The 20,569-nt window shown below is 70.6% G+C and carries 19 protein-coding genes; 5 read left to right on the top strand and 14 right to left on the bottom strand.

The window, feature by feature from the left end:
• Positions 1–19 precede the first annotated feature (19 nt).
• Genes AB0M54_RS33105 through AB0M54_RS33080 form a run of 6 tightly spaced genes read right to left on the bottom strand, consistent with a single transcriptional unit; the run spans position 20 to position 5,727 of the window.
• Positions 20–1,708, bottom strand: a complete 1,689-nt coding sequence (locus tag AB0M54_RS33105; protein WP_364315546.1) for a ribonuclease J — start codon at positions 1,706–1,708, stop codon at positions 20–22.
• Between the two features lie 17 nt (positions 1,709–1,725).
• Positions 1,726–2,619 (bottom strand): 4-hydroxy-tetrahydrodipicolinate synthase, encoded by an 894-nt coding sequence (gene dapA / locus AB0M54_RS33100; RefSeq protein WP_364315543.1) that lies wholly within the window; start codon positions 2,617–2,619, stop codon positions 1,726–1,728.
• Between the two features lie 24 nt (positions 2,620–2,643).
• Positions 2,644–3,126: a dihydrofolate reductase gene (locus tag AB0M54_RS33095; RefSeq protein WP_364475647.1), complete on the bottom strand. Its 483-nt coding sequence runs from the start codon at positions 3,124–3,126 to the stop codon at positions 2,644–2,646.
• Between the two features lie 56 nt (positions 3,127–3,182).
• Positions 3,183–3,983 (bottom strand): thymidylate synthase, encoded by an 801-nt coding sequence (locus tag AB0M54_RS33090; RefSeq protein ID WP_364315539.1) that lies wholly within the window; start codon positions 3,981–3,983, stop codon positions 3,183–3,185.
• A gap of 14 nt (positions 3,984–3,997) precedes the next feature.
• The gene (locus AB0M54_RS33085) at positions 3,998–4,489 is read right to left on the bottom strand and encodes a DUF2752 domain-containing protein (protein WP_364315536.1); all 492 of its coding nucleotides are present in this window, start codon (positions 4,487–4,489) and stop codon (positions 3,998–4,000) included.
• Between the two features lie 5 nt (positions 4,490–4,494).
• Positions 4,495–5,727: a crosslink repair DNA glycosylase YcaQ family protein gene (locus AB0M54_RS33080; RefSeq protein WP_364315534.1), complete on the bottom strand. Its 1,233-nt coding sequence runs from the start codon at positions 5,725–5,727 to the stop codon at positions 4,495–4,497.
• A gap of 57 nt (positions 5,728–5,784) precedes the next feature.
• On the opposite strand from AB0M54_RS33080, the gene AB0M54_RS33075 reads away from it, so the two are divergent.
• Both AB0M54_RS33075 and AB0M54_RS33070 read left to right on the top strand, forming a co-directional pair.
• Complete coding sequence (locus AB0M54_RS33075) at positions 5,785–6,345, top strand: GNAT family N-acetyltransferase (RefSeq protein ID WP_364475645.1); 561 nt, start codon at positions 5,785–5,787, stop codon at positions 6,343–6,345.
• Between the two features lie 461 nt (positions 6,346–6,806).
• A complete protein-coding gene (locus AB0M54_RS33070; RefSeq protein WP_364315530.1) occupies positions 6,807–7,580 on the top strand; it encodes an aminoglycoside phosphotransferase family protein in 774 nt (257 codons plus the stop codon).
• A 99-nt stretch (positions 7,581–7,679) separates the two neighbouring features.
• Here AB0M54_RS33070 and dapB read toward each other — a convergent pair whose 3' ends face one another.
• The 6 genes from dapB to AB0M54_RS33040 form a co-directional block, all read right to left on the bottom strand.
• Complete coding sequence (gene dapB, locus AB0M54_RS33065) at positions 7,680–8,435, bottom strand: 4-hydroxy-tetrahydrodipicolinate reductase (RefSeq protein WP_364315527.1); 756 nt, start codon at positions 8,433–8,435, stop codon at positions 7,680–7,682.
• Between the two features lie 10 nt (positions 8,436–8,445).
• The gene (locus tag AB0M54_RS33060) at positions 8,446–9,390 is read right to left on the bottom strand and encodes a phosphatase PAP2 family protein (RefSeq protein WP_364315525.1); all 945 of its coding nucleotides are present in this window, start codon (positions 9,388–9,390) and stop codon (positions 8,446–8,448) included.
• Entirely contained in the window at positions 9,387–10,721 is a 1,335-nt protein-coding gene (locus AB0M54_RS33055; RefSeq protein ID WP_364475643.1) for a pitrilysin family protein, read from the bottom strand. Before AB0M54_RS33055 ends, AB0M54_RS33060 begins: the two co-directional genes overlap by 4 nt.
• A gap of 5 nt (positions 10,722–10,726) precedes the next feature.
• Positions 10,727–13,072: a polyribonucleotide nucleotidyltransferase gene (locus AB0M54_RS33050; protein ID WP_364315520.1), complete on the bottom strand. Its 2,346-nt coding sequence runs from the start codon at positions 13,070–13,072 to the stop codon at positions 10,727–10,729.
• Between the two features lie 172 nt (positions 13,073–13,244).
• The gene (gene rpsO, locus AB0M54_RS33045) at positions 13,245–13,514 is read right to left on the bottom strand and encodes a 30S ribosomal protein S15 (RefSeq protein ID WP_221378653.1); all 270 of its coding nucleotides are present in this window, start codon (positions 13,512–13,514) and stop codon (positions 13,245–13,247) included.
• 157 nt (positions 13,515–13,671) lie between these two features.
• Positions 13,672–14,604 (bottom strand): bifunctional riboflavin kinase/FAD synthetase, encoded by a 933-nt coding sequence (locus AB0M54_RS33040; RefSeq protein ID WP_364315517.1) that lies wholly within the window; start codon positions 14,602–14,604, stop codon positions 13,672–13,674.
• 55 nt (positions 14,605–14,659) lie between these two features.
• On the opposite strand from AB0M54_RS33040, the gene AB0M54_RS33035 reads away from it, so the two are divergent.
• Both AB0M54_RS33035 and AB0M54_RS33030 read left to right on the top strand, forming a co-directional pair.
• The gene (locus AB0M54_RS33035) at positions 14,660–17,296 is read left to right on the top strand and encodes a response regulator (protein WP_364475641.1); all 2,637 of its coding nucleotides are present in this window, start codon (positions 14,660–14,662) and stop codon (positions 17,294–17,296) included.
• Entirely contained in the window at positions 17,293–17,685 is a 393-nt protein-coding gene (locus AB0M54_RS33030) for a response regulator (protein ID WP_364315512.1), read from the top strand. The genes AB0M54_RS33035 and AB0M54_RS33030 overlap by 4 nt, the downstream gene beginning before the upstream one ends.
• A 22-nt stretch (positions 17,686–17,707) precedes the next feature.
• Here the strand turns inward: AB0M54_RS33030 and AB0M54_RS33025 are convergent, their stop codons facing one another.
• Positions 17,708–19,258 carry a glycoside hydrolase domain-containing protein gene (locus tag AB0M54_RS33025; protein ID WP_364315510.1) on the bottom strand — a complete coding sequence of 517 codons (1,551 nt, stop codon included), beginning with the start codon at positions 19,256–19,258 and terminating at the stop codon, positions 17,708–17,710.
• Positions 19,259–19,335: 77 nt separating this feature from the next.
• Between AB0M54_RS33025 and truB the strand changes: the two genes are divergently transcribed.
• Entirely contained in the window at positions 19,336–20,217 is an 882-nt protein-coding gene (truB, locus tag AB0M54_RS33020; protein ID WP_364475639.1) for a tRNA pseudouridine(55) synthase TruB, read from the top strand.
• A gap of 11 nt (positions 20,218–20,228) precedes the next feature.
• On the opposite strand, the gene fliQ is transcribed toward truB, so the two are convergent.
• Positions 20,229–20,498, bottom strand: coding sequence for a flagellar biosynthesis protein FliQ (fliQ, locus tag AB0M54_RS33015; RefSeq protein WP_364475637.1), 270 nt, complete (start codon positions 20,496–20,498; stop codon positions 20,229–20,231).
• Positions 20,499–20,569: the final 71 nt, after the last annotated feature.

Here is a 20,569-nt window from a genome sequence, read left to right as displayed (position 1 = left end):
GAGATGAGCGTCGTTGGGTTCAAACCTCCACGACAGTGGGCACAATCATCGGCCGCCGTCGATAGGCGTCGTTGACCCAGCGGCCCACCGTCCGGCGGACCACCTGCTGCAGCTGATGCGGGTCGGTGATGCCGTCCTCGGCCGACCGGTGCAGCGCCTGGGTCAGCAGCGGGATGACCGGGCTGAACGCCTCGGGGTCTTCGGAGAAGCCCTTCGCGGAGACGCTGGGCTCGCCGACCACCTTGCCGGTGACCGAGTCGATGACCACGGTGGCCGAGATGAAGCCGCCGTCGCCGAGGATCCGCCGCTCGGTCAGCAGCGACTCGCTGACGTCGCCCACGGCCAGGCCGTCGACGTACACATAACGGCTCTCGATCTTGCCGACGTGGCGGGCGTGGCCCTCGACCAGGTCGACGACGTCGCCGTCCTCGCACAGCACGACCCGGTCGGGCGCGACCCCCGACTCGATGCCGAGCTGAGCGTGCGCGCGCAGGTGTCGCCACTCGCCGTGCACCGGCATCAGGTTGCTGGGGCGGGTCACGTTCAGCAGGTAGAGCAGCTCGCCGGCCGGCGCGTGACCGGAGACGTGCACCTTCGCCGTCTCCTTGTGGACGACGGTGGCGCCCGCCCGGGCCAGCCGGTTGATCACCCGGTAGACCGAGGTCTCGTTGCCCGGCACCAGCGAGCTGGCCAGCACCACGGTGTCGCCGGACTCGATGGCGATGTGCCGGTGGTCGCCGTTGGCCATCCGGCCCAGCGCGCTCATCGGCTCGCCCTGCGACCCGGTGGACATGAAGACCACCTCGTCCGGCGGCAGGCCCATCGCCTCGTCCATGCCGACCAGCAGGCCCTCGGGGATGCGCAGCAGGCCCAGGTCGCGGGCGATGCCCATGTTGCGGACCATGGACCGGCCGATCAGGGCGACCTTGCGCTCGTACTCGTACGCGGCGTCCATCACCTGCTGCACGCGGTGCACGTGCGAGGCGAAGCTGGCCACGATGATGCGGCCGCGGGCCTTGCCGAAGATCGTGGTGAGCACCGGGCCGATCTCACGCTCCGGGGTCACGAAGCCCGGGATCTCGGCGTTCGTCGAGTCGGAGAGCAGCAGGTCGACGCCCTCGGCGCCGAGCCGGGCGAAGCCGGCCAGGTCGGTGATCCGGCCGTCCAGCGGCACCTGGTCCATCTTGAAGTCGCCGGTGTGCAGCACCAGGCCGGCCGGGGTGCGCACGGCGACGGCCAGCGCGTCCGGGATCGAGTGGTTCACCGCGAAGAACTCGCACTCGAACGGCCCGAGCTGCTCGCGGCGGCCCTCCCGCACGGTCAGCGTGTACGGGTCGAGCCGGCGCTCGGCCAGCTTGGCCTCGACCAGGGCCAGCGTGAACTCCGACCCGACCAGCGGGATGTCCGGCTTGTGGGCCAGCAGGTAGGGCACGGCCCCGATGTGGTCTTCGTGACCGTGCGTGAGCACGATCGCCTGTACGTCGTCGAGCCGGTCCAGGATCGACGCGAAGTCGGGCAGGATCAGGTCGACGCCGGGCTGTTCCACATCGGGGAACAGCACCCCGCAGTCGATGATCAGGATCTTGCCGTCGAACTCGAAGACGGTCATGTTGCGGCCGATCGCACCGAGTCCGCCGAGCGGGATGACGCGAAGCGCACCCTCGGGCAGTGGCGGTGGTGTTTGCAGCTCCACGTGAGCTTGACTCATGTATTTCTTTCCGATTGTCAGAGGACGATGCCGGCCTCGGCGGCGTCCTTACGCAGTTGGTCCAATTGATCGGCGGTGGCGTCGACCAGCGGCAGGCGCACCGGGCCGGCCGGCCGGCCGAGGGCGTTCAGCCCGGCCTTGACCAGCACCGTGCCGGGTGCGCGGAAGATGCCGGTGAACAGCGGCAACGCCTTGCGGTGCAGCGCCAGCGCCTCGGCCACGTCGCCCCGCTCGTACGCGAGGATCATGTCCTTGGCCGTGGCGCCGACGAAATGGGTCGAGGTGCCGACCAGGCCGACCGCCCCGATGGACAGCCACGGCAGCGTGGCGTTGTCCTCGCCGGCGTAGTAGGCGAGATCGGTGCGCCGCAGCACCTCGGAGGTGCCGGCCAGGTCACCCTTGGCATCCTTGACCGCCACGATGCTCGGATGAGCCGCCACCCGGATCAGCGTCTCGGTCTCGATCGGGATGCCCGTGCGGTGGGGGATGTCATAGATCATCACCGGCAGGCCGGTGCTGTCGGCCACCGTGGTGAAGTGTTTGGCCACGCCGGCCTGCGGCGGCTTGTTGTAGTAAGGCGTCACCACGAGCAGGCCGTGTGCGCCCGCCTTCTCGGCGGCCCGGGCCAGCTCGACCGTGTGGGCGGTGTTGTTGGTGCCCACCCCGGCGACGATCTTGGCACGGTCGCCGACCGCCTCGGCCACGGCCCGGATCAGGGCGTCTTTCTCGGCGTCGGTGGTGGTCGGCGACTCGCCGCCGGTGCCGCTGATGACGAGCGCGTCGTTGCGCTGCTCATCGACCAGATGGACGGCGAGCGCCTGCGCCCCGTCGAGGTCCAGCGCGCCGTCCGGGGTGAACGGGCTCACCATGGCGGTCAGCAGCCGGCCGAACGGCCGCGGGTCCGTGCTCATACCCCACAACCTATCGGACGTGGCTCAGCCATTTCGCGGCGCTTCCGCGCGGACGTGCTCCACCACCCGCCATCTGACCCCGGTGTCGGTGATCTGCCACTCGCCGGGCGACGCCGGCCAGCCATCGAGCGCCGGCGCGAAGGTGTCCCCCGGCACCTCGAGATCAACTTCGGTGCGGACCACATGATTCGCGTACGGGAGGAAGGCCGCGTAGACGGCCCCGCCCCCGATGACCCAGAAGTCGTCGTGCTTGGTCAGCACCTCGTCGACACTCGCCGCCGTCTCGACCCCCTCGACACCGGCCCGGGTCAGCACGACGTTGCGCCGGCCCGGCAGCGGTCGCACCCGCTCGGGCAGCGACTCCCAGGTGCCGCGGCCCATGACCACGGTCGCGCCCATCGTGCGCTGCTTGAACGTCGCCTGCTCGCCCGGAATCCGCCACGGGATGCCGCCCTCGGCGCCGATCACATGGTCGCGGGCCTCGGCCCAGATCATGTGAATTGTCATGCTGTGTCTCCAGAGGCCGAAACCGGGAAAGCGGATCTGACCCTCGCTTCGCCCGGTCAGACCGCGATAGGCGCTTTCAACGTGGCGTGGTGTTGATAGTCGACCAGCTCGAAGTCGTCGAACGAGTAGTCGAACAGCGACGGCCGGGGCGCCAGGGCGAGCCGCGGGAACGGGTAGGCCTCGCGGGTCAGCTGCTCGCGCACCTGGTCGACGTGGTTGGCGTAGATGTGGCAATCGCCACCCACCCAGACGAACTCGCCCGGCCGCAACCCGACCTGGTCGGCGATCATCCGGGTGAGCAGGCTGTAGCTGGCGATGTTGAACGGCACGCCGAGGAACATGTCGGCGCTGCGCTGGTACATCTGGCAGCTCAGCCGCCCGTCGGCCACGTAGAACTGGAACATCGCGTGACACGGTTCCAGCGCCATCTCGGGCAGGTCGGCGACGTTCCAGGCCGAGACGACCATGCGCCGCGAGTCAGGGTTGCTCCGCAGGGTGTCGAGCAGCTTGCTGATCTGGTCGATGTGGCCGCCGTCCGGCGTCGGCCAGTTGCGCCACTGATAGCCGTAGACCGGGCCGAGGTCGCCGTTCTCGTCAGCCCACTCGTCCCAGATCTTGACGCCGTGTTCCTTCAGGTAGGCCGTGTTCTGGTCGCCGCGCAGGAACCAGAGCAGCTCGACCGCCACCGACTTGAAGTGCACCCGCTTGGTGGTGATCAGCGGGAAGCTCGCCGACAGGTCGTAGCGGAGCCGCTCGCCGAACAGACTGACCGTCCCGGTGCCGGTGCGGTCACCCTTCGGCGTGCCCGTCTCCAGGACCTTGCGCAGCAACTGCTCGTACTGCGTGTCGACCGTCATCGACTCCCCCGCAATCAGACGTAGAACCAGGTGAACGGCGCCCACGGCAGGTTGCGGAGGATGCTCCAGACGAACCACACCGCGAGGAACGCTCCGAGCACCTTAGGCCCCAGGGTGAGCGGGGGCAGCTTCCAGCCGAAGACGCGCCGACCGGCCCACGCCACATACATGTAGAGCAGGAACGGGACCGCGAAGACGAACAGCGCGTGATGACGGGCGGCCGCCGGGACGTCACCGTGCATCAGGTACCACGCCGCGCGGGTGCCGCCGCAGCCCGGGCAGACGAAGCCGGTGGTGTATTTCAACAGGCAGCTCGGCGGGTCGCCGGCGCCGGCGGCGGTCGGATGGGTGACCTCGGTGTAGGCCAGCGCGCTGGCCATGCAGACCAGCATCGCGGCCGGGGCGATCCACACCGGCGACCGGTACCAGAGCTTGTTGAGGAACCGGGAGCCCCGGTCGGGGCCGCCATAGTAAGGAGGCGGCGGCTGCGCCGTCTCGGTCGTCATGGTCGTCATGGTACACCCGCCGGGCTGCTGGCCAGCGCGGCCGCCAACGGGCCGGCGAGGTCGCCCCGCTCGGGCGCCGCGACCTCGGTCAGCCCCAGCCAGCCGGCCAGCCGGCGCAGCTCGGCGGCCAGCGCCACGGCCGTCTCGGCCTGGTCGGCCGCCGGCTCGATCCAGGCCGCCGGGATCTGGAGCACACCGGCCTTGCGGTCGGCCTTGAGGTCGACCCGGGCGGCGAACCGGTCGCCCAGCAGGAACGGCAGCACGTAGTAGCCGTATGTCCGCTGCGGCGCCGGCACGTAGATCTCGATGCGGTAGGTCATGTCGAACAGCCGTTCCGTGCGGGAACGCTCCCAGATCAGCGGGTCGAACGGGCTGACCAGCGTCGACGCGCGCACCCAGCGGGGCCGCCGCGCCTCGTGATGAAGGTAGGCCGGCTGCTTCCAGCCCTGCACGGCCACCGGCTGGAGCACCTGGTCGTCGACCAGCTCGGCCACCGCCTGCTTGAACCCGGCCACCGGCAGCCGGAAATAGTCACGAAGCTCACCCTCGGCCGCCACGCCCAGGGCCTGGGCCGAGAGCCGCACCAGGGCCCGGATCGCGTCCTCGTAGGCCGGGGTCGGCGCGTCGAGCACCGCCCGCGGCAGCACCCGCTCGGTCAGGTCGTACCGGCGCGCGAACGACGTCGTCCGTTCCGCCGCGGTCACCTGCCCCGAGTAGAACAGCCACTCGAGCGCCTGCTTGACCACCGACCAGTTCCACCCCCAGTTGTCCTTGGTCCGCGGCGCGTCGTGTTCGATCTCGGCCGCCGTGATCGGCCCGCGAGCACGCACCTCGTCGAGCACCCACTGCACGAGTTCGGGCTGCTCACGGGCGATGCGTGTCATGTTGCCCCAGGCGAAGTCGCGGGCCCGCGCCATCCGCCACCGGAACAGCGGCTGGAGATCGGTGGTGATCAGCGACGCCTCGTGGCCCCAGAACTCGAACAGCTCGCGCGGCCGGCGATAGGCCGCCCGGTCGATCAGCTCGACCGGGTAGGGCCCGAGCCGCGAATAGAGCGGCATGAAGTGGGCCCGCTGGAGCACGTTGACCGAGTCCATCTGGATCAGGTGGAGCCGGCGCAGCACCCGGCGCAGATGGCGCATGTCGGTGGCGCCGCCCGGCCTGGGGTCGAGAAAGCCCTGCGCGGCCAGCGTGATTCGCCGGGCCTGCGCGACGCTCAAGGTGTCGGGGATGGTCACCCTGGAAAATCTAGTGCGGGGGTACGACACATCGGGGGCCCTCGGTAGGCTCAGAGAATGGCACTCGGCTACGTCCGCCCCGCACGCCCGTCGGACGCCGCGGACATCGCCCGCGTCCAGCTCACCACCTGGCGTACGGCCTACCGCCGGATGTTCCCGGCGCACGTCCTGGCCAACCTGGACGAGGCCTACCTGACGCGCGGCTGGACCGAGGCCATCGAGGCGCCGCCGACGCCCCGTCATCGTGTGCTGATCGCCATCGAGCAGGGCGACTCGGCCACGACCACGGTCGGTTTCGCCGCCGCGGGCCCCGCCGACGAGCAGGCGCTGTCCCCCGAGGAGCCCCCGCTGGGCGACGACGTGGCCGCCATCACCGACATCCTGATCGAGCCGCGCTGGGGCCGCCGGGGCCACGGCAGCCGGCTGCTGGCCGCCACGGTCGACCTATGGAAGGAAGACGGCTTCAAATCGGCCGTCGCCTGGGTCTACGAGGCCGATCCGGCGATGCGCAAGTTCCTCACCACGACGGGCTGGGAACCCGACGGCGCCGGCCGCGCCCTCGACGTCGACGACATGCTGGTTCCGCAGCTCAGGATGCACGTCTCCTTGGAACCCTGACGTTCTGTAAAACCAAGATCAAGATCCGGATGTCGTAGCCGGGTGGGTGGTGCCGACCGTCGCTCCCGCCGAGGCGCCTTCCTCTTCCCAACCCAGATCAAGGTCAAGAACTTCATGTCGCACCTGACCGGGTGGTGCTGACCGTCGCTCCCGCCGAGGCCGCGTGACCGGCTCTGGCCGCTGACGCGTCCAGAACGAGCCGGCCACGCTTCATTCTGCGTAAGTGGTCACCCTTCCCAACCCCACTCTGTCGGCCCAGCCGATCACGCAGCCAAGGCCGACACGCAACTCAAGCGGGCGGGCCGGGCAGGATCCCCGGCGCGCATGCCTCGGCGTGGAAGCCGTAGTCCTGGTCGGAGACGTAGGCCAGACCATGACGGTAGTGCGGCTCGTTGGCCATTGTGCCGCGCCGGTGGGAAATGGGCGGCCGGTCATCGGGCGGGCCGGTACGGTCGCGAGCTGTGAACGAGGTGCTGCAGGACGACCCGCACCGGCGGGTGGAACGCGTCGGTGACACCGTGCGCCGGCCCCTGCACGCCTGGTCGAGCAGTGTCCACGCGCTGCTGCGACATCTGGCGGACATCGGCTTCCCCTACTCGCCGCGGGTGCTGGGCATCGACGAGCACGGCCGCGAGATCCTCACCTACCTCGAGGGTGACTCCGGGCCCGAGGGCTGGTCGTCGGTGGTGCCGGCGGCCGGGCTGGTGGCGATGGCCCGGTTGCTGCGCGACTACCACGAGGCGATCGCGACCTACCGGCCCGCGACCGACTGGGCCGGCGCCTCCGGCGCACCGGCCGAGGGCGAGCTGATCTGCCACGGCGACTTCGGCCCGTGGAACCTGGTCTGGCGGGGCACCACCCCGGTCGGCATCCTCGACTGGGACTACGCCTGGCCGAAACCACCCCTGCACGACGTGGCCTACGCCCTCGAATACGTGGCCCCGTTCCGCTCCGACGCCGAGAGCCTCCGCTGGCTGCGCTATCCCGAGCCGCCCGACCGCCGCGAACGCGTCGAGACCTTCGCCACCGCCTACGGCCTGACCTCGACCGAAGGCCTCTACGACGCCGTCCGCACCCAGCAGCGGGAGGTCATCGCCCGCTCCACCCTGTTGGGCAAGCAGGGCTACCAGCCGCAGGCCTCCTACGGCCCCGAAGTCCACACCGAATGGGCCGCGCGCATCAAATGGACCGACACCCACCGCGCTCTTTTCGAGGGTGAGTTGCAATCAGAATGAAGGGTGGGCGGCTCTGTTCTGGCCGGTCACGGCCTTGGAGCCGCGCGCCCGGCCTCGGCGGGAGCGACGGTCAGCACCACCCACCCCGCTACGACATCGTTAAAGAAGTGAATCCAGTCCAACTGTGAGGCCGGGGCGGGAAACCACCGCTCGCACGGCCAGAAGAACGCCCGGCATAAAAGAAGCGCGATCCAGCGAGTCGTGCCGGATGGTCAGCGTCTCGCCGGCCGTGCCGAACAACACCTCCTGATGGGCGACCAACCCCGCCGCCCGCACCGCGTGCACCCGCACCCCGTCGACCTCGGCGCCCCGCGCCCCCGGAAGCGACTCCTTGGTCGCGTCCGGCATCGGCGCGCACCCGGCTTCGGCCCGCGCCGCCGCGATCAGCCGGGCGGTGTGCGTGGCCGTGCCGGACGGGGCGTCCAGCTTGCGCGGGTGGTGCTGCTCGATGATCTCGACCGACTCGAAGTACCGCGCCGCGCGGGCCGCGAACTGCATCATCAGGACCGCGCCGATGCCGAAGTTCGGGGCGATCAGCACGCCCACCCCGGGCTTGCCGGACAGCCGGTCGCGGACCTCGCCGAGACGCTCCTCGGTGAAGCCGGACGTGCCCACGACCATGTTGATGCCCTGGTCGATGCCCCACTGGAGGTTGTCCATGACCACGTCGGGGGTGGTGAAGTCGACCAGCACCTGGGCGCCGGCGTCGGCCGCGTTGAAGCGCCAGTCGTCCTGGTCGATCATGGCGACCAGTTCGAGGTCGTCGGCGGCGTCCACCGCCTTGCACACCTCGAGGCCCATGCGGCCGCGGGCGCCGAGAACCCCGACGCGGATCGGTTGCTGCACGTCCGTCACGGGCTCGATCCTACTGAGCCCGCGACCGCCACCAGCGTTCGGCCAGCCCCACCCCGATGAAGACCAGGCCGACGTACGCCCAGCCGACCAGTACGTCGATCACCCAGTGTTCGGCCGTGTAGACCAGCGTGAAGGTCATCGCCAGCGGGTAGGCGAGCAGCAGCGGCCACCAGCGCCTCTTCACGTACGGCAGGAAGAACGCCACCGCCATCATCGCGAACGCGGTGTGCAGCGACGGCATCGCGGCGACCGGGTTGGACGCCTCGACCTGGAGCGCGTTCAGCGTGTTGCCGGCGCCGTGCAGCCCGATCGCGTCCCAGCCGTTCGTGGAGATGCGGGTGGCCTGGATCAGCGAGCCGTTCTCGGGGAGGGCCGCCCACCACGGCGGCGCGGCCGGGTAGAGGAAGTACGTGATCAGCCCGAACACGCACAGCGTGAACCACCGGCGCATGAACCGGGCCCACTGCTCCCGCGAGCGCATCCACAGCAGCACGGCGATGGTCGGCACGGTCAGGAAGTGCGAGAAGTAGACGATCGAGACGACCACTTCCCACGACTGCACAACACCCGGCTGGTACAGGTGCTCCTGCAACCACTGGGTCGGCACCTGGCCGCCGGTCAGCCAGCCGAACAGGAACTCGTCGGCGTCGATCAGCTCGTGCACGTGCGGGGCGAACAGGTTGTCGGCGTAGCCCCGGGAGACGTTGTAGACGATCAGCAGCAGCGAGATCGGCAGCCAGTCGCGCAGGAACAACAGGTGCCGCTTGAGCGGCCAGTGGTTGTTCCAGGCGACGGTGGCCAGCCACAGCCAGCCGAAGGCGATCAGCGGGTCGCTGGTCGGCACCCCGATGAAGTAGGTGCCGACCGCGAACACGACGGCCAGCACGGCCATGCCGATGATGCGGCGCCGGCGCAGATCGGGTTTGGTGTCGGGGGGAGGGAGGGTCGTCGTCATCGGTCGCCGAAGGCACCCGCCTCGAACGGGCCGACCACGGCGAGCGACATCGGCTGGGCGAGCAGTTCGAGCGCGACCTCGTTGACGTCGTCGATGGTGACCGCGTCGACCCGGGCCAGCAGCTCGTCGACCGGCATCAGGTCGTCGTAGAGCATCTCGGACTTGGCGATCCGGCTCATCCGCGAGCCGGTGTCCTCCAGGCCCAGGACGTACGCGCCCTTGACCATGCCCTTGCCGCGCGCCACCTCCTCGACGGTGACGCCCTTGGTGGCGACCGCGGCCAGCTCGGTGCGGGTCAGGTCGAGCACCTCGTCAACCTTGCCGGGCGCGCACCCCGCGTAGACGCCGAAGACGCCGGCGTCCGCGTACTGCGTGTCGTAGGAGTAGACCGAGTACGCGAGCCCGCGCTTCTCCCGGATCTCCTGGAACAGCCGGCTGGACATGCCGCCGCCGAGCACGTTGTTGAGCACGCCCAGCGCGAACCGCCGCTGGTCGGTCCGGCCGATGCCGACGCCGCCGAGCACCAGGTGGGCCTGTTCGGTGTCGCGGGTCCGCACCTCGGTGCGGACCGGGAGGGTCTTGACCTTCTTGGCCGCGGAGCGGCGGCTCTCCGGCGACGCGGCCGGGGTGTCCAGCGCGGTGCCGGCCAGGGCCTTGCGGACCAGCCGGACGACGACCGCGTGGTCGAGGTTGCCGGCGGCCGCGATCACGATGCGCGGCGCGATGTAGCGCTTGCGGTAGAACCCGTTGATCTGGGTCCGCGTCATCGGCGAGATCGTCGCCTCGGTGCCGGAGATCAGCCGGCCGAGCGGGCTGCCCGCCCCGAAGACCGTCTCGGTGAAGACGTCGTGCACCTCGTCGCCGGGCTCGTCCTCGTGCATGGCGATCTCTTCGAGGATCACGCCACGCTCGACCTCGACGTCGGCCGGGGCGAGCACCGACGAGGCCACCGCGTCGCACAGCACGTCGACGGCCAGCGGCAGGTCCGCGTCCAGCACCCGCGCGTAGAAGCAGGTGTATTCCTTGGTGGTGAACGCGTTGGTCTCGCCGCCGACCGCCTCGATGTCGGCCGAGATGTCCAGCGCGGTGCGCTTCGCGGTGCCCTTGAACAGCAGGTGCTCGAGGAAGTGCGAGGCGCCGGACATGGTCGCGGTCTCGTCCCGGGAGCCGACGTTGACCCAGACGCCGACCGAGGCGCTGCGGGTGGTCGGGATGCTCTCGGTGACGATGCGCAGGCCGCTGGGCAGCACCGTCCGGCGTATGCCGTCGGTGAGGGTCTTGGTAAGAACGCGGGCCGGCCTGCCGGCCGGCCCGCGGTCAGTTGTTGTCATTCCGGTCAGCTGTCGCGGCCGCGGTCTCCGCCGCCACCACCCGGGGACCGCCGGCGCCGGCGGGGCTCGCCGCCACCCTCACGCGGGCCACGGTCCTCGCGGGGACCACGGTCCTCGCGCGGCGGCCGGGACTCGCCCGACGCCGCCTCGGCCGCGGGCGCCTCGGCGCCCTCGGGCCGGACCTTGTCCAGGTAGATCTTGCCGCGGGCGTCGATGTCCGCGATGGACACCTCGACCTTGTCGCCGACGTTGAGGAAGTCCTCGACCTTCTCGACCCGCTTGCCGTCGCCCACCTTGGAGATGTGCAGCAGGCCGTCGCGGCCGGGCAGCAGCGAGATGAACGCGCCGAACGCGGCCGTCTTCACCACGGTGCCGAGGAACTTGTCACCCATCTTGGGCAGCGTCGGGTTGGCGATCGCGTTGATCCGCTCGACCGCGGCCTCGGCCGACGGGCCGTTGGTCGCGCCGACGTAGATCGTGCCGTCGTCCTCGATGGAGATGTCGGCGCCGGTCTCGTCCTGGATAGCGTTGATCGTCTGGCCCTTCGGCCCGATCACCATGCCGATCTTGTCGACCGGGATCTTCACCGAGGTGACCCGCGGGGCGTACTCCGACATCTCGGCCGGGGCGTTGATCGCCTGCTCCATCACCTCGAGGATGGTGGTGCGGGCGTCGTGCGCCTGCTGCAGAGCGCCGGCCAGCACGTCCGACGGGATGCCGTCGAGCTTGGTGTCGAGCTGGAGCGCGGTGACGAACTCCGCCGTGCCGGCGACCTTGAAGTCCATGTCACCGAACGCGTCCTCGGCGCCCAGGATGTCGGTCAGCGCGACGTACTGCGTCTTGCCGTCGACCTCGTCCGAGATCAGGCCCATCGCGATGCCCGCGACCGGCGCCTTCAGCGGCACACCGGCGGACAGCAGCGACAGGGTGGAGGCGCAGACCGAGCCCATCGAGGTGGAGCCGTTCGAGCCGAGGGCCTCGGAGACCTGACGGATCGCGTACGGGAACTCCTCACGCGTCGGCAGCACGGGCACCAGGGCCCGCTCGGCCAGCGCGCCGTGACCGATCTCGCGGCGCTTCGGCGAACCGACCCGGCCGGTCTCACCGGTCGAGTACGGCGGGAAGTTGTAGTTGTGCATGTAGCGCTTGGACTTCTCGGGCGCCAACGTGTCGAGCGCCTGCTCCAGCCGCAGCATGTTCAGCGTGGTGACACCCATGATCTGGGTCTCGCCCCGCTCGAACAGCGCCGAGCCGTGCACCCGCGGCAGGATGCCGACCTGGGCGCTCAGCGGGCGGATGTCACGCGGGCCGCGGCCGTCGATGCGGACCTGCTCGCGCAGCACCCGCTGCCGGACCTCGGTCTTGGTGACCGAACGGAAGGCCGCCGAGATCTCCTTCTCGCGGCCCTCGAACTGGCCGTCGAGCTGGTCGTGCGCCTTCGCCTTGATCAGGTCGAGGGCTTCCTCGCGCTCCGCCTTGCCGGCGATCTTGAGGGCCTCGGCGGTCTCCTCGCGGACCAGGTCGGACACGGCCGAGTAGACGTCGTCCTGGTAGTCCAGGAAGACCGGGAACTCGGCGATCGGCTTGGCAGCGATCTCGGCCAGCTCGCTCTGCGCGCGGCACAGCTCGCGGATGGCGGGCTTGGCCGCCTCGAGGCCGCTGGCCACGACCTCCTCGGTCGGCGCGGTGGCGCCGGCCTGGATCAGCTTGATGGCGTGCGGGGTGGCCTCGGCCTCGACCATCATGATGGCGACGTCGCCGTCGGCCGTGACGCGACCGGCCACGACCATGTCGAAGGTGGCGCGCTCGATCTCCTCCAGGGTCGGGAAGGCGACCCACTGACCCTCGACGTGCGCGACGCGGGTCGAGCCGACCGGGCCGGAGAACGGCAGGCCGGAGAGCTTGGTGGACATCGAGGCGCCGTTCATGGCGACCACGTCGTACGGGTGCTGCGGGTCGAGCGCCAGCACGGTCTCGACGACCTGGACCTCGTTGCGCAGGCCCTTGGTGAAGGACGGGCGCAGCGGCCGGTCGATCAGCCGGCAGGTGAGGATGGCGTCCTCGCTGGGGCGGCCCTCACGGCGGAAGAACGAGCCGGGGATCCGGCCGACGGCGTACATCCGCTCCTCGACATCCACCGTGAGCGGGAAGAAGTCGAAGCCCTCGCGGGGCGTCTTGCCGGCCGTGGTGGCGGACAGGACGGTCGTCTCGCCGAGCTGGACGATGACCGAACCGGCGGCCTGCTGGGCCAGCCGGCCGGTGAAGAACGTGACCTCACGGGTGCCGAAGGCCCCGTTGTCGATCACGGCGGTGCGGGACTCGGTCCCGAGAGCGGTGTTTTGCTCTGGCATGTTGGTGTGGAACTCCTTCGTCAAAGGACCCGACGGGGTTGTTTTCTCCGCCGGTCTTCGATCGAAGTGCCCGAGGCGAGCTCGGGAACCACTACCGAGGACCGGCCGCGGCGGGTCCGTGGGTGTTGTAGAGCGGGGGAGCGACCCCGTGTGGGTCGCTCCCCCGGCGAAGTTATCGGCGCAGGCCGAGACGCTCGATCAGCGTCCGGTAGCGCGCGATGTCCTTCTTCTGCACGTAGTTGAGCAGTCGGCGGCGGCGGCCGACCAGCAGCAGCAGCCCACGGCGGCTGTGGTGGTCGTGCTTGTGCACCTTGAGGTGCTCGGTGAGGTCGGCGATCCGCTTGGTCAGCATCGCGACCTGCACCTCGGGCGACCCGGTGTCGCCGTCCTGCGCCTTGTACTCGTCGATGATCTTGGTCTTGGTCTCTTGATCGAGCGCCATAATCTCCGTGATTCTGTGTTGCCGATTCTGCCGGATCTTCTCGCGGCCCGCGGCGTCGGGCAGGCAGGCGAGACCGGTCGCTGGTGAACCCAGCGCACCCAACATTACCAGCCCCATCCGACCGCCCCGCCCGCCGCCCGAAACCGGACTGAAGCGCCTAACTCAACAGCGCGCGGGTCCGTTCCACGTCGTCCCGGATCTGCGCCACCAGTGGCTCGATGCCCTCGTAGGCCCGCTGCTCGCGCAGGTGGTCGACGAAGTCGAGGGAGACCCGCTCGCCGTAGAGGTCGCCGTCGAAGTCGAGCACGTACGCCTCGACCCGGCGCTCGCGGCCGGAGAAGGTCGGGTTGGTGCCGACCGAGACCGCGGCCATCTGCCGGCCGGCGTGCACCCCGCCGCGCACCAGCCAGCAGGCGTAGACCCCGTCGGCCGGGATCGCCGCGTACCGGTGACACATCAGGTTGGCGGTGGGAAAGCCCAGCTCACGGCCCCGTTGATCGCCACGGACAACCACGCCGCCGAGGCGGTGCGGCCGGCCCAGCGCGGCCGCCGCGGCCCGGACGTCGCCGGCGTCGACACAGCTGCGGATGTACGTCGACGAGAACACCACGTCGTCGTCGGCGACCAGCGGCGCCTCTTCCACGGCGAACCCGAACGAGCGGCCCAGCGCGGCCAGCAGCGTCACGTCGCCGGCCGCCTTGTGACCGAACCGGAAGTTGTCGCCGACCACGACGACCGAGGCGTGCAGCGCCTCGACCAGCACGTCGTGGCCGAACGCCTCGGGGCTGAGCTGGGAGAACGCCGGGGTGAAGGGGACCACGCAGAGGGCGTCGACGCCGAGTTCCTCGATCAGCTCGGCCTTGCGGACCGGCTCGGTGAGCACCGCCGGGTGTGAGCCCGGGCGCACCACCTCGGAGGGGTGCGGGTCGAAGGTCACCACGACCGACTGCACGCCCAGATCACGCGCCCGCTTCACGGTGTGGCCGATGATCGCCTGGTGCCCGCGGTGCACCCCGTCGAAGACGCCGATCGTCACGACCGAGCGGCCCCAGCCGCCCGGCACCGCCTCATAACCCCGCCAGCGCTGCATCGGCACAGCGTATCGGCATTGTCCGACGCGCCGAAAAGCTACGATTAGTGACAATATGGGAACCGACTGGAGCCTCATCGTCCTGTTCGCCGCGGAGTTGACCTTCGCGGCGCTCTTTGTCCGGTCCCTCTATCACTACCTGCGCCGGCGTGACCCGCTCCAGCGGGACATCACCTGGGTCTTCCTGCCGCCGACCGTGCTGTTCGTGGCGAGCCTGGCCGAGGCCCTGCCCGGCGACCTGCCGTGGTGGATCTCGCCGATGGCCGTGGCGATCTCGCTGTCCCAGCCCGGTCTGACCGTCCGGCTCGCCGCGCGGCTCCGCTCGGTGCCCCGCCAGCTTGAGCTCTTCGTGTGGCTGACCTGGGTGTTCGTGGCCGGCGCGCGGCTGTTCACCGGCACCGACCCGACCGACCCGGTGCTCGCGCTGGTCGTCCTGGTCTTCCTGGCCGGCGAGTGCGTCGCGGCCGGCCTGCTGTTCGGCAAGGCCCGCCGGCGGACCGGCGCCAACAAGGCCCGGCTGACCATCGCGGCCGCCGCCACCCTGGCCTTCGGCGGCATGGTCGCGCTGATCGGCGTCGGCTCGTTCACCGAGACGCCGAGCCTGGAGGCCATCGGCCGGCTGCTGGCCATGGTCAGCGGGCTCGGCTACCTGGTGGCCTTCGCCCCGCCGCGGTTCCTGCGCCGGGCGTTCTCGGCCGGCGCCGCGCAGCGGGTCACCGAGCGGCTGCTGCGCGCCCCGGTCGAGTCCCCCGAGCAGGTCTGGCAGACGTACGCCGAGGTCATGCGGGTGCAGACCGGCGCCGACGCGGTCGCCGTGCTGATGCCCCGGCCGGACGGGCAGCTCGCCACGATCGGCTACTCCGGCCCGTCCCTGCCCACGCCGGACAGCCTGGACAACGCCGTCCTGACCGCCCTGATCCGGGCCGGCCGACCGGCCCGGCTGCGTGAGGGCGCCCCCTCGGTGGTCGCGCACTACGGCGACGACCTGGGCGACGACTTCGTCACCGCGATCAGCATGCCGGTGCCGCCGGACGTGGACGGCGCGGTGCTGCTCTTCAACCGGCACCGCACCCTGTTCAGCGACGAGGACCTGCGGCTCCTGGCTGCGCTCGGCGGGCAGGCCGGCATCCTGGCCGAGCGGCAGGCGGTGACGACCGCCCAGCGCCGGCTCTCGGCCGAGCTCAGCGAGTCGGTGGAGGCGCTGACCCGGGCCAGCCAGGCGAAGAGCACGTTCCTGGCGAACATGAGCCACGAGCTGCGTACGCCGCTGAACGCCATCATCGGCTTCAGCGACCTGATGCGGCTGGAGGAGCCGGACGGTGACCGCCGCCGGGTGCCGGCCGAGTGGGTCGAGCACATCCACACCAGCGGGCGGCACCTGCTCGGCCTGATCAACGACATCCTGGACCTGGCCAAGGTCGAGGCCGGCGGGCTCGACCTGCGCCTGGCCCCGCTGCGGGCCGACACCGCGGTGGCCGAGCTCCTCACCGGCCTGTCCCCGCTTATCACCACCAAGCGGCTGACCGTGGTCACCGACCTGCGCGAGGCGATCGCCCTGGCCGACCGGGTGCGGTTCCGGCAGATCGTGGAGAACCTGCTGTCCAACGCGATCAAGTTCACGCCCGAGGACGGCACGATCACGGTCACCACCCGGATGCCCGACCGGGACACGGTCGAGGTGGTGGTCGAGGACGACGGCATCGGGATCGCGCCGGCCGACCAAGCCCGCATCTTCCAGGAGTTCCAGCAGGCCGGCGACGACGAGGGGCGGCGGGCCGGCACCGGGCTCGGGCTGGCGCTGACCCGGCGGCTGGTCGAGGCCCACGAGGGCGAGATCTCGCTGGTCTCGGCGCCGGGTCAGGGCAGTTCGTTCGCCGTACGCCTGCCGGCCGCCCCGACCATCCGCTCGGTGCCGGCCGCCGGCGACACCGGCGACGACGCGCCGCTGGTGCTGCTGATCGAGGACGACCCGCAGTCCGCCGAGCTGCTCACCGCCCAGCTCAGCGCGGCCGGCTACCGGGTCGACGTGGCCGGCAGCGGCGAGCACGGGCTGTCCGCGGCCGGCGCCTGCCCGCCGGACGCGATCGTGCTCGACGTGACGCTGCCCGGCATCGACGGCTGGGAGGTGATCCGCCGGCTCAAGGCGGACGCCCGGCTGGCCGGCATCCCGGTCTTCTTCGCCAGCATCATCGACGACCGGCAGGCCGGCCTCGCGCTCGGCGCCCGGGACTACTTCGTCAAGCCGGTCGACCAGGCGGCGCTGCTCGGCGCGCTGGCGCAGACGGTGGCCGACCGGTCCAGCCCGCGGGTGCTGGTGGTCGACCGCGACGACGACGTCCGCGACGCGATCGAGGCGGGCCTGCGGGCCGGCGGGGCCGACGTGGTGGCCTGCGCCGAGGGCCGGGACGGGCTGGAGCTGAGCCGGGCCGGACACTTCGACCTGATCGTCTGCGACATGCAGACCACCGACGTGGACGGCTTCAGCCTGATGGCCGCGATGGCCGAGGAGTCCGCGCACACGCCGGTGATCGGGATCACCGCGGCGTCCGGCGCCGACCCGGCCGACGCGGCGCCGCTGGTGGCCACCGCGATGGCCGGGGGCGTGCTGGCCGAGGCGATGGCCGGCGGAACCGGCTGGGAGGCATTGGCGCCGCTGCTCGGCAGGCGCAGTCGAGGAAGGACACCGCTGTGAGCAAGATCCTCCTGGTCGAGGACGAGGACCTCAACCGGACGCTGGTCAAGGCGGTGCTGGCCCGGGCGGACATCGCCGCGGTGCGGCACGCCGAGATCGTCGACGCCGGCAGCCTGGCCACCGCCCGCGAGAAGCTCGCCGGCGAACCGGTCGACCTGGTCCTGCTGGACATGAACCTGCCCGACGGCAACGGGCTGACCCTGGCCCGGGAACTGGCCGGGGGCACGGTCACGCCGGCCGGTCCGCGCCCGGTGGTGGTCGCGGTGACGGCCAGCGTGCTGCCACAGGACCGGGCGGCGGCGATCGAGGCCGGCTGCGACGGCTTCCTGGACAAGCCGTACGCCGCAGCCGACCTCGTCGCGGTGGTCGCGCAGCACCTGCCGCGCTGACCGCCCCTGCCGTGCTGACCGATCAGAAGAGCGGCGCCTTACTGTCGAACCCGGTGGCCATCTGGAACCGGCGCGGGAAGCCGGTGCCGTCACCCTCGTACCGGTTGACCACGCCCTGGCCATTGACCGAGACCAGGTCGGTGAACCCGTCCCGGTTGACGTCGCCGACGCCGACCAGGTCGTGCTGGCCGCTCCAGCCGGTGCCGATCTGCCGGCGCTCGGCGAAGCCGCCCGCCCGGCCGGCGTAGAAGTACAGCACGCCGGTCGCGGTCTCCCGGGCGATCAGGTCGTTGATGCCGTCGGAGTCGAAGTCCCCCATCCCGGTCAGCTCGCTCATCAGGTCCCAGCCGGCGTCGCCGACCTTCACCCGCGAGCCGAAGGCCACCCCGGCCCGCCCCGGGTAGAGGTAGAGGCTGTTGTCGGCGATCCGCACGGCCAGCAGGTCGGGGTAGCCGTCGTCGTTGAAGTCGCCGATCGGGGTCAGCTCGCGGAACCCGCTCCAGCCGGTGCCGACCTGCTTCTTGGCGCCCAGCCCGGTCTTCGTACCCGAATAGAAGAAGAGGTTGCTGGAGGCCGTCTCCCGGGCGATCACGTCCTCGTTGCCGTCGCCGTCCCAGTCGGGGTAGCGGATGATCGAGTTCATCGAGCTCCACCCGCTGCCGAAGGTGATCGTCTGGGTGGTGTCGAACACCCCGCCGTTGCCCGGGTGGAGCTGCAGGTTGGTGCCGCTCCGGGTGAGCAGGTCGACCCAGCCGTTGCGGGTGAAGTCGCCGTGCGGCGAGCGCGGGGCCGGGGCCACGTCGAGCCGGTCGTTGTCGATGTTGATGGAGACGCCGCCGTGCGTCTCGATGTGATCGCCCCGCCACTGCTTGATCCGGCGGTGCGGCGACCAGTACGAGGCTGGGATGTCCGGGTCGCTCACCGTGGACAGCTGGTCCCAGCGGGCGAAGTCCACATAGTCGGGCCGGACGTAACCCTGCCGGTTGTAGTTGGCGACCAGGTCCCGGACACCCGAGCCCATGCTGCTGTAGAAGCCGGAGAGGTAGCCGGAATCGTGCAGGCGGGCGCTCCAGCCACCCATGAACTGCACGACACCCTCAGTGCAGACCGGGTCGTTGGCGGCGTACGCCTCCATGTCGTAGATCAGCGTGCTGTTGGTGGCCAGGCCGATCGCCCGGGCCTGGACGACCGCGTCGGCGGCGGCCTCGCGCCCCTGTGCGTACGCCCGGGTGTTGTCGATCTTGTTGGGTTTGGTGGAGAGCGTGCAGGAGGCCTGCATGCCCAGGTAGATCGGGATCAGGTGCCAGCCGGCCGCGGTCTGCTCCTCCACCCAGTCGGCGGTCAGCTGGGGCTGGGCGCAGGACCGGTTGCTGCCGCCGAAATAGACGCCGAGCGAGCGGTACGGCGATGCGGCCCAGGCGCGCATGGTCGCGCTGGTCGGTGCGGTGCAGGCGTCGAAGCCTTCGCCCGAGTACGTGCCGGGATGCACCGAATCGGCCAAAGCCGGGGTGGCCGTCACCGCGATCGCCACGGCGGCGAGGGCGGCGGCGGTGGCGCCGCGATAGATGTCCATCGCGGAATGAAAGCAAAGTTCGTCGATCTATGGATGGGCCGGATGTGCCGAATCAGGTGACACATAAGCTGAGCGGGATGGAGATTGACGGACTGATCGTGGTGGACAAGCCCGCGGGTATCACGTCGCATGACGTGGTCGCGCGGGTCCGGCGGCTGGCCAAGACGCGGCGGGTGGGGCACGGCGGCACCCTCGACCCGATGGCCACCGGGGTGCTGATCATCGGGGTCAACCGGGCGACGCGGCTGCTCACGTACGTGATCGGCGCCGGCAAGAGCTACCGGGCGACGATCCGGCTGGGCGAGAGCACGGTCACCGACGACGCCGAGGGTGAGGTGACCGCCCGCACCGACGCGGCCTCGGTCACCGAGGAGTCGATCCGGTCCGGGCTGCTGGCCCAGACCGGCGCGATCAGCCAGGTCCCCAGCGCGGTGAGCGCGATCAAGATCAACGGCGAGCGGGCCTACAAGCGGGTACGCCAGGGCGAAGACGTCTCGCTGCCGCCCCGCGAGGTCAATGTCGCCGAACTCGACGTGCTGGCGATCCGGCCGGCCGGCCCGGTCGTCGACGTGGACATCGACGTGACCTGCTCCTCCGGCACCTACATCCGGGCGATCGCCCGCGACCTGGGCGCCACGCTGGGTGTCGGCGGCCACCTGACCGCCCTGCGCCGCACCGCGGTCGGGCAGATGACCCTGGCCGAGGCGTCCACCCTGGACTCGCTGGAGTCCCGCGCGCCCGACGTGATCAGCCTCCCGATGGCCGAGGCGGCCCGCCGCGCCTTCCCCGAACGCACCGCCACCACCGAGGAGACCCGCGTCCTGCGTCACGGCGGCCCCCTGGACGCCGTGGGCATCACCGGCCCCTACGCCGTCTTCTCCCCCGAGGGCATCCTGCTCGCCGTCGTCAGTGAGAAGTCCGGCAAGGCCCGCGCCGAGATCGTCCTGGCACCGGCCTGACCGGCGGTGGGTCAGCCCAGCAGCGTCGGGATCTTCTCGAAGAGCTGCTGGGTGAACGAGATCATCTCGTGCAACATCCAGTTACCCGAGAACAGGATCGCCACACCGACACCGATCGCCTTCGGGACGAACGACAGCGTCGCCTCCTGGATCTGGGTCACCGACTGGAACAACGAGATCGCGAAGCCGATGATCAGCGCGGTCAGCAGCACCGGCGCGCACATCTTGGCGGCGATGGTCATGGCCTGCAGTCCCAGCTCGACAATCATCGTGTCCGTCATGCTCCTCACTTCGGGGGACTTGAGGATTCCCGGAGTGCGAACCGGGGGCACCACGGTTGCCGATCGGTTGC

Origin of the sequence: Actinoplanes sp. NPDC051470, from assembly GCF_040682035.1 — a bacterium.
Classification (GTDB): Bacteria; Actinomycetota; Actinomycetes; order Mycobacteriales; family Micromonosporaceae; genus Actinoplanes.
Note: the sequence above shows the minus strand (reverse complement) of the source record. Positions and strands in the feature narration are given on the sequence as shown.

Excerpts from the sequence above, each read along its gene's own strand:
- AB0M54_RS33105 (WP_364315546.1), bottom strand. The coding sequence starts at position 1,708 with ATGAGTCAAGCTCACGTGGAGCTGCAAACACCACCGCCACTGCCCGAG.
- dapA (WP_364315543.1), bottom strand. The coding sequence starts at position 2,619 with ATGAGCACGGACCCGCGGCCGTTCGGCCGGCTGCTGACCGCCATGGTG.
- AB0M54_RS33095 (WP_364475647.1), bottom strand. The coding sequence starts at position 3,126 with ATGACAATTCACATGATCTGGGCCGAGGCCCGCGACCATGTGATCGGC.
- AB0M54_RS33090 (WP_364315539.1), bottom strand. The coding sequence starts at position 3,983 with ATGACGGTCGACACGCAGTACGAGCAGTTGCTGCGCAAGGTCCTGGAG.
- AB0M54_RS33085 (WP_364315536.1), bottom strand. The coding sequence starts at position 4,489 with ATGACGACCGAGACGGCGCAGCCGCCGCCTCCTTACTATGGCGGCCCC.
- AB0M54_RS33075 (WP_364475645.1), top strand. The coding sequence starts at position 5,785 with ATGGCACTCGGCTACGTCCGCCCCGCACGCCCGTCGGACGCCGCGGAC.
- AB0M54_RS33060 (WP_364315525.1), bottom strand. The coding sequence starts at position 9,390 with ATGACGACGACCCTCCCTCCCCCCGACACCAAACCCGATCTGCGCCGG.
- AB0M54_RS33055 (WP_364475643.1), bottom strand. The coding sequence starts at position 10,721 with ATGACAACAACTGACCGCGGGCCGGCCGGCAGGCCGGCCCGCGTTCTT.
- AB0M54_RS33050 (WP_364315520.1), bottom strand. The coding sequence starts at position 13,072 with ATGCCAGAGCAAAACACCGCTCTCGGGACCGAGTCCCGCACCGCCGTG.
- rpsO (WP_221378653.1), bottom strand. The coding sequence starts at position 13,514 with ATGGCGCTCGATCAAGAGACCAAGACCAAGATCATCGACGAGTACAAG.
- AB0M54_RS33040 (WP_364315517.1), bottom strand. The coding sequence starts at position 14,604 with ATGCAGCGCTGGCGGGGTTATGAGGCGGTGCCGGGCGGCTGGGGCCGC.
- AB0M54_RS33035 (WP_364475641.1), top strand. The coding sequence starts at position 14,660 with ATGGGAACCGACTGGAGCCTCATCGTCCTGTTCGCCGCGGAGTTGACC.
- AB0M54_RS33025 (WP_364315510.1), bottom strand. The coding sequence starts at position 19,258 with ATGGACATCTATCGCGGCGCCACCGCCGCCGCCCTCGCCGCCGTGGCG.
- truB (WP_364475639.1), top strand. The coding sequence starts at position 19,336 with ATGGAGATTGACGGACTGATCGTGGTGGACAAGCCCGCGGGTATCACG.
- fliQ (WP_364475637.1), bottom strand. The coding sequence starts at position 20,498 with ATGACGGACACGATGATTGTCGAGCTGGGACTGCAGGCCATGACCATC.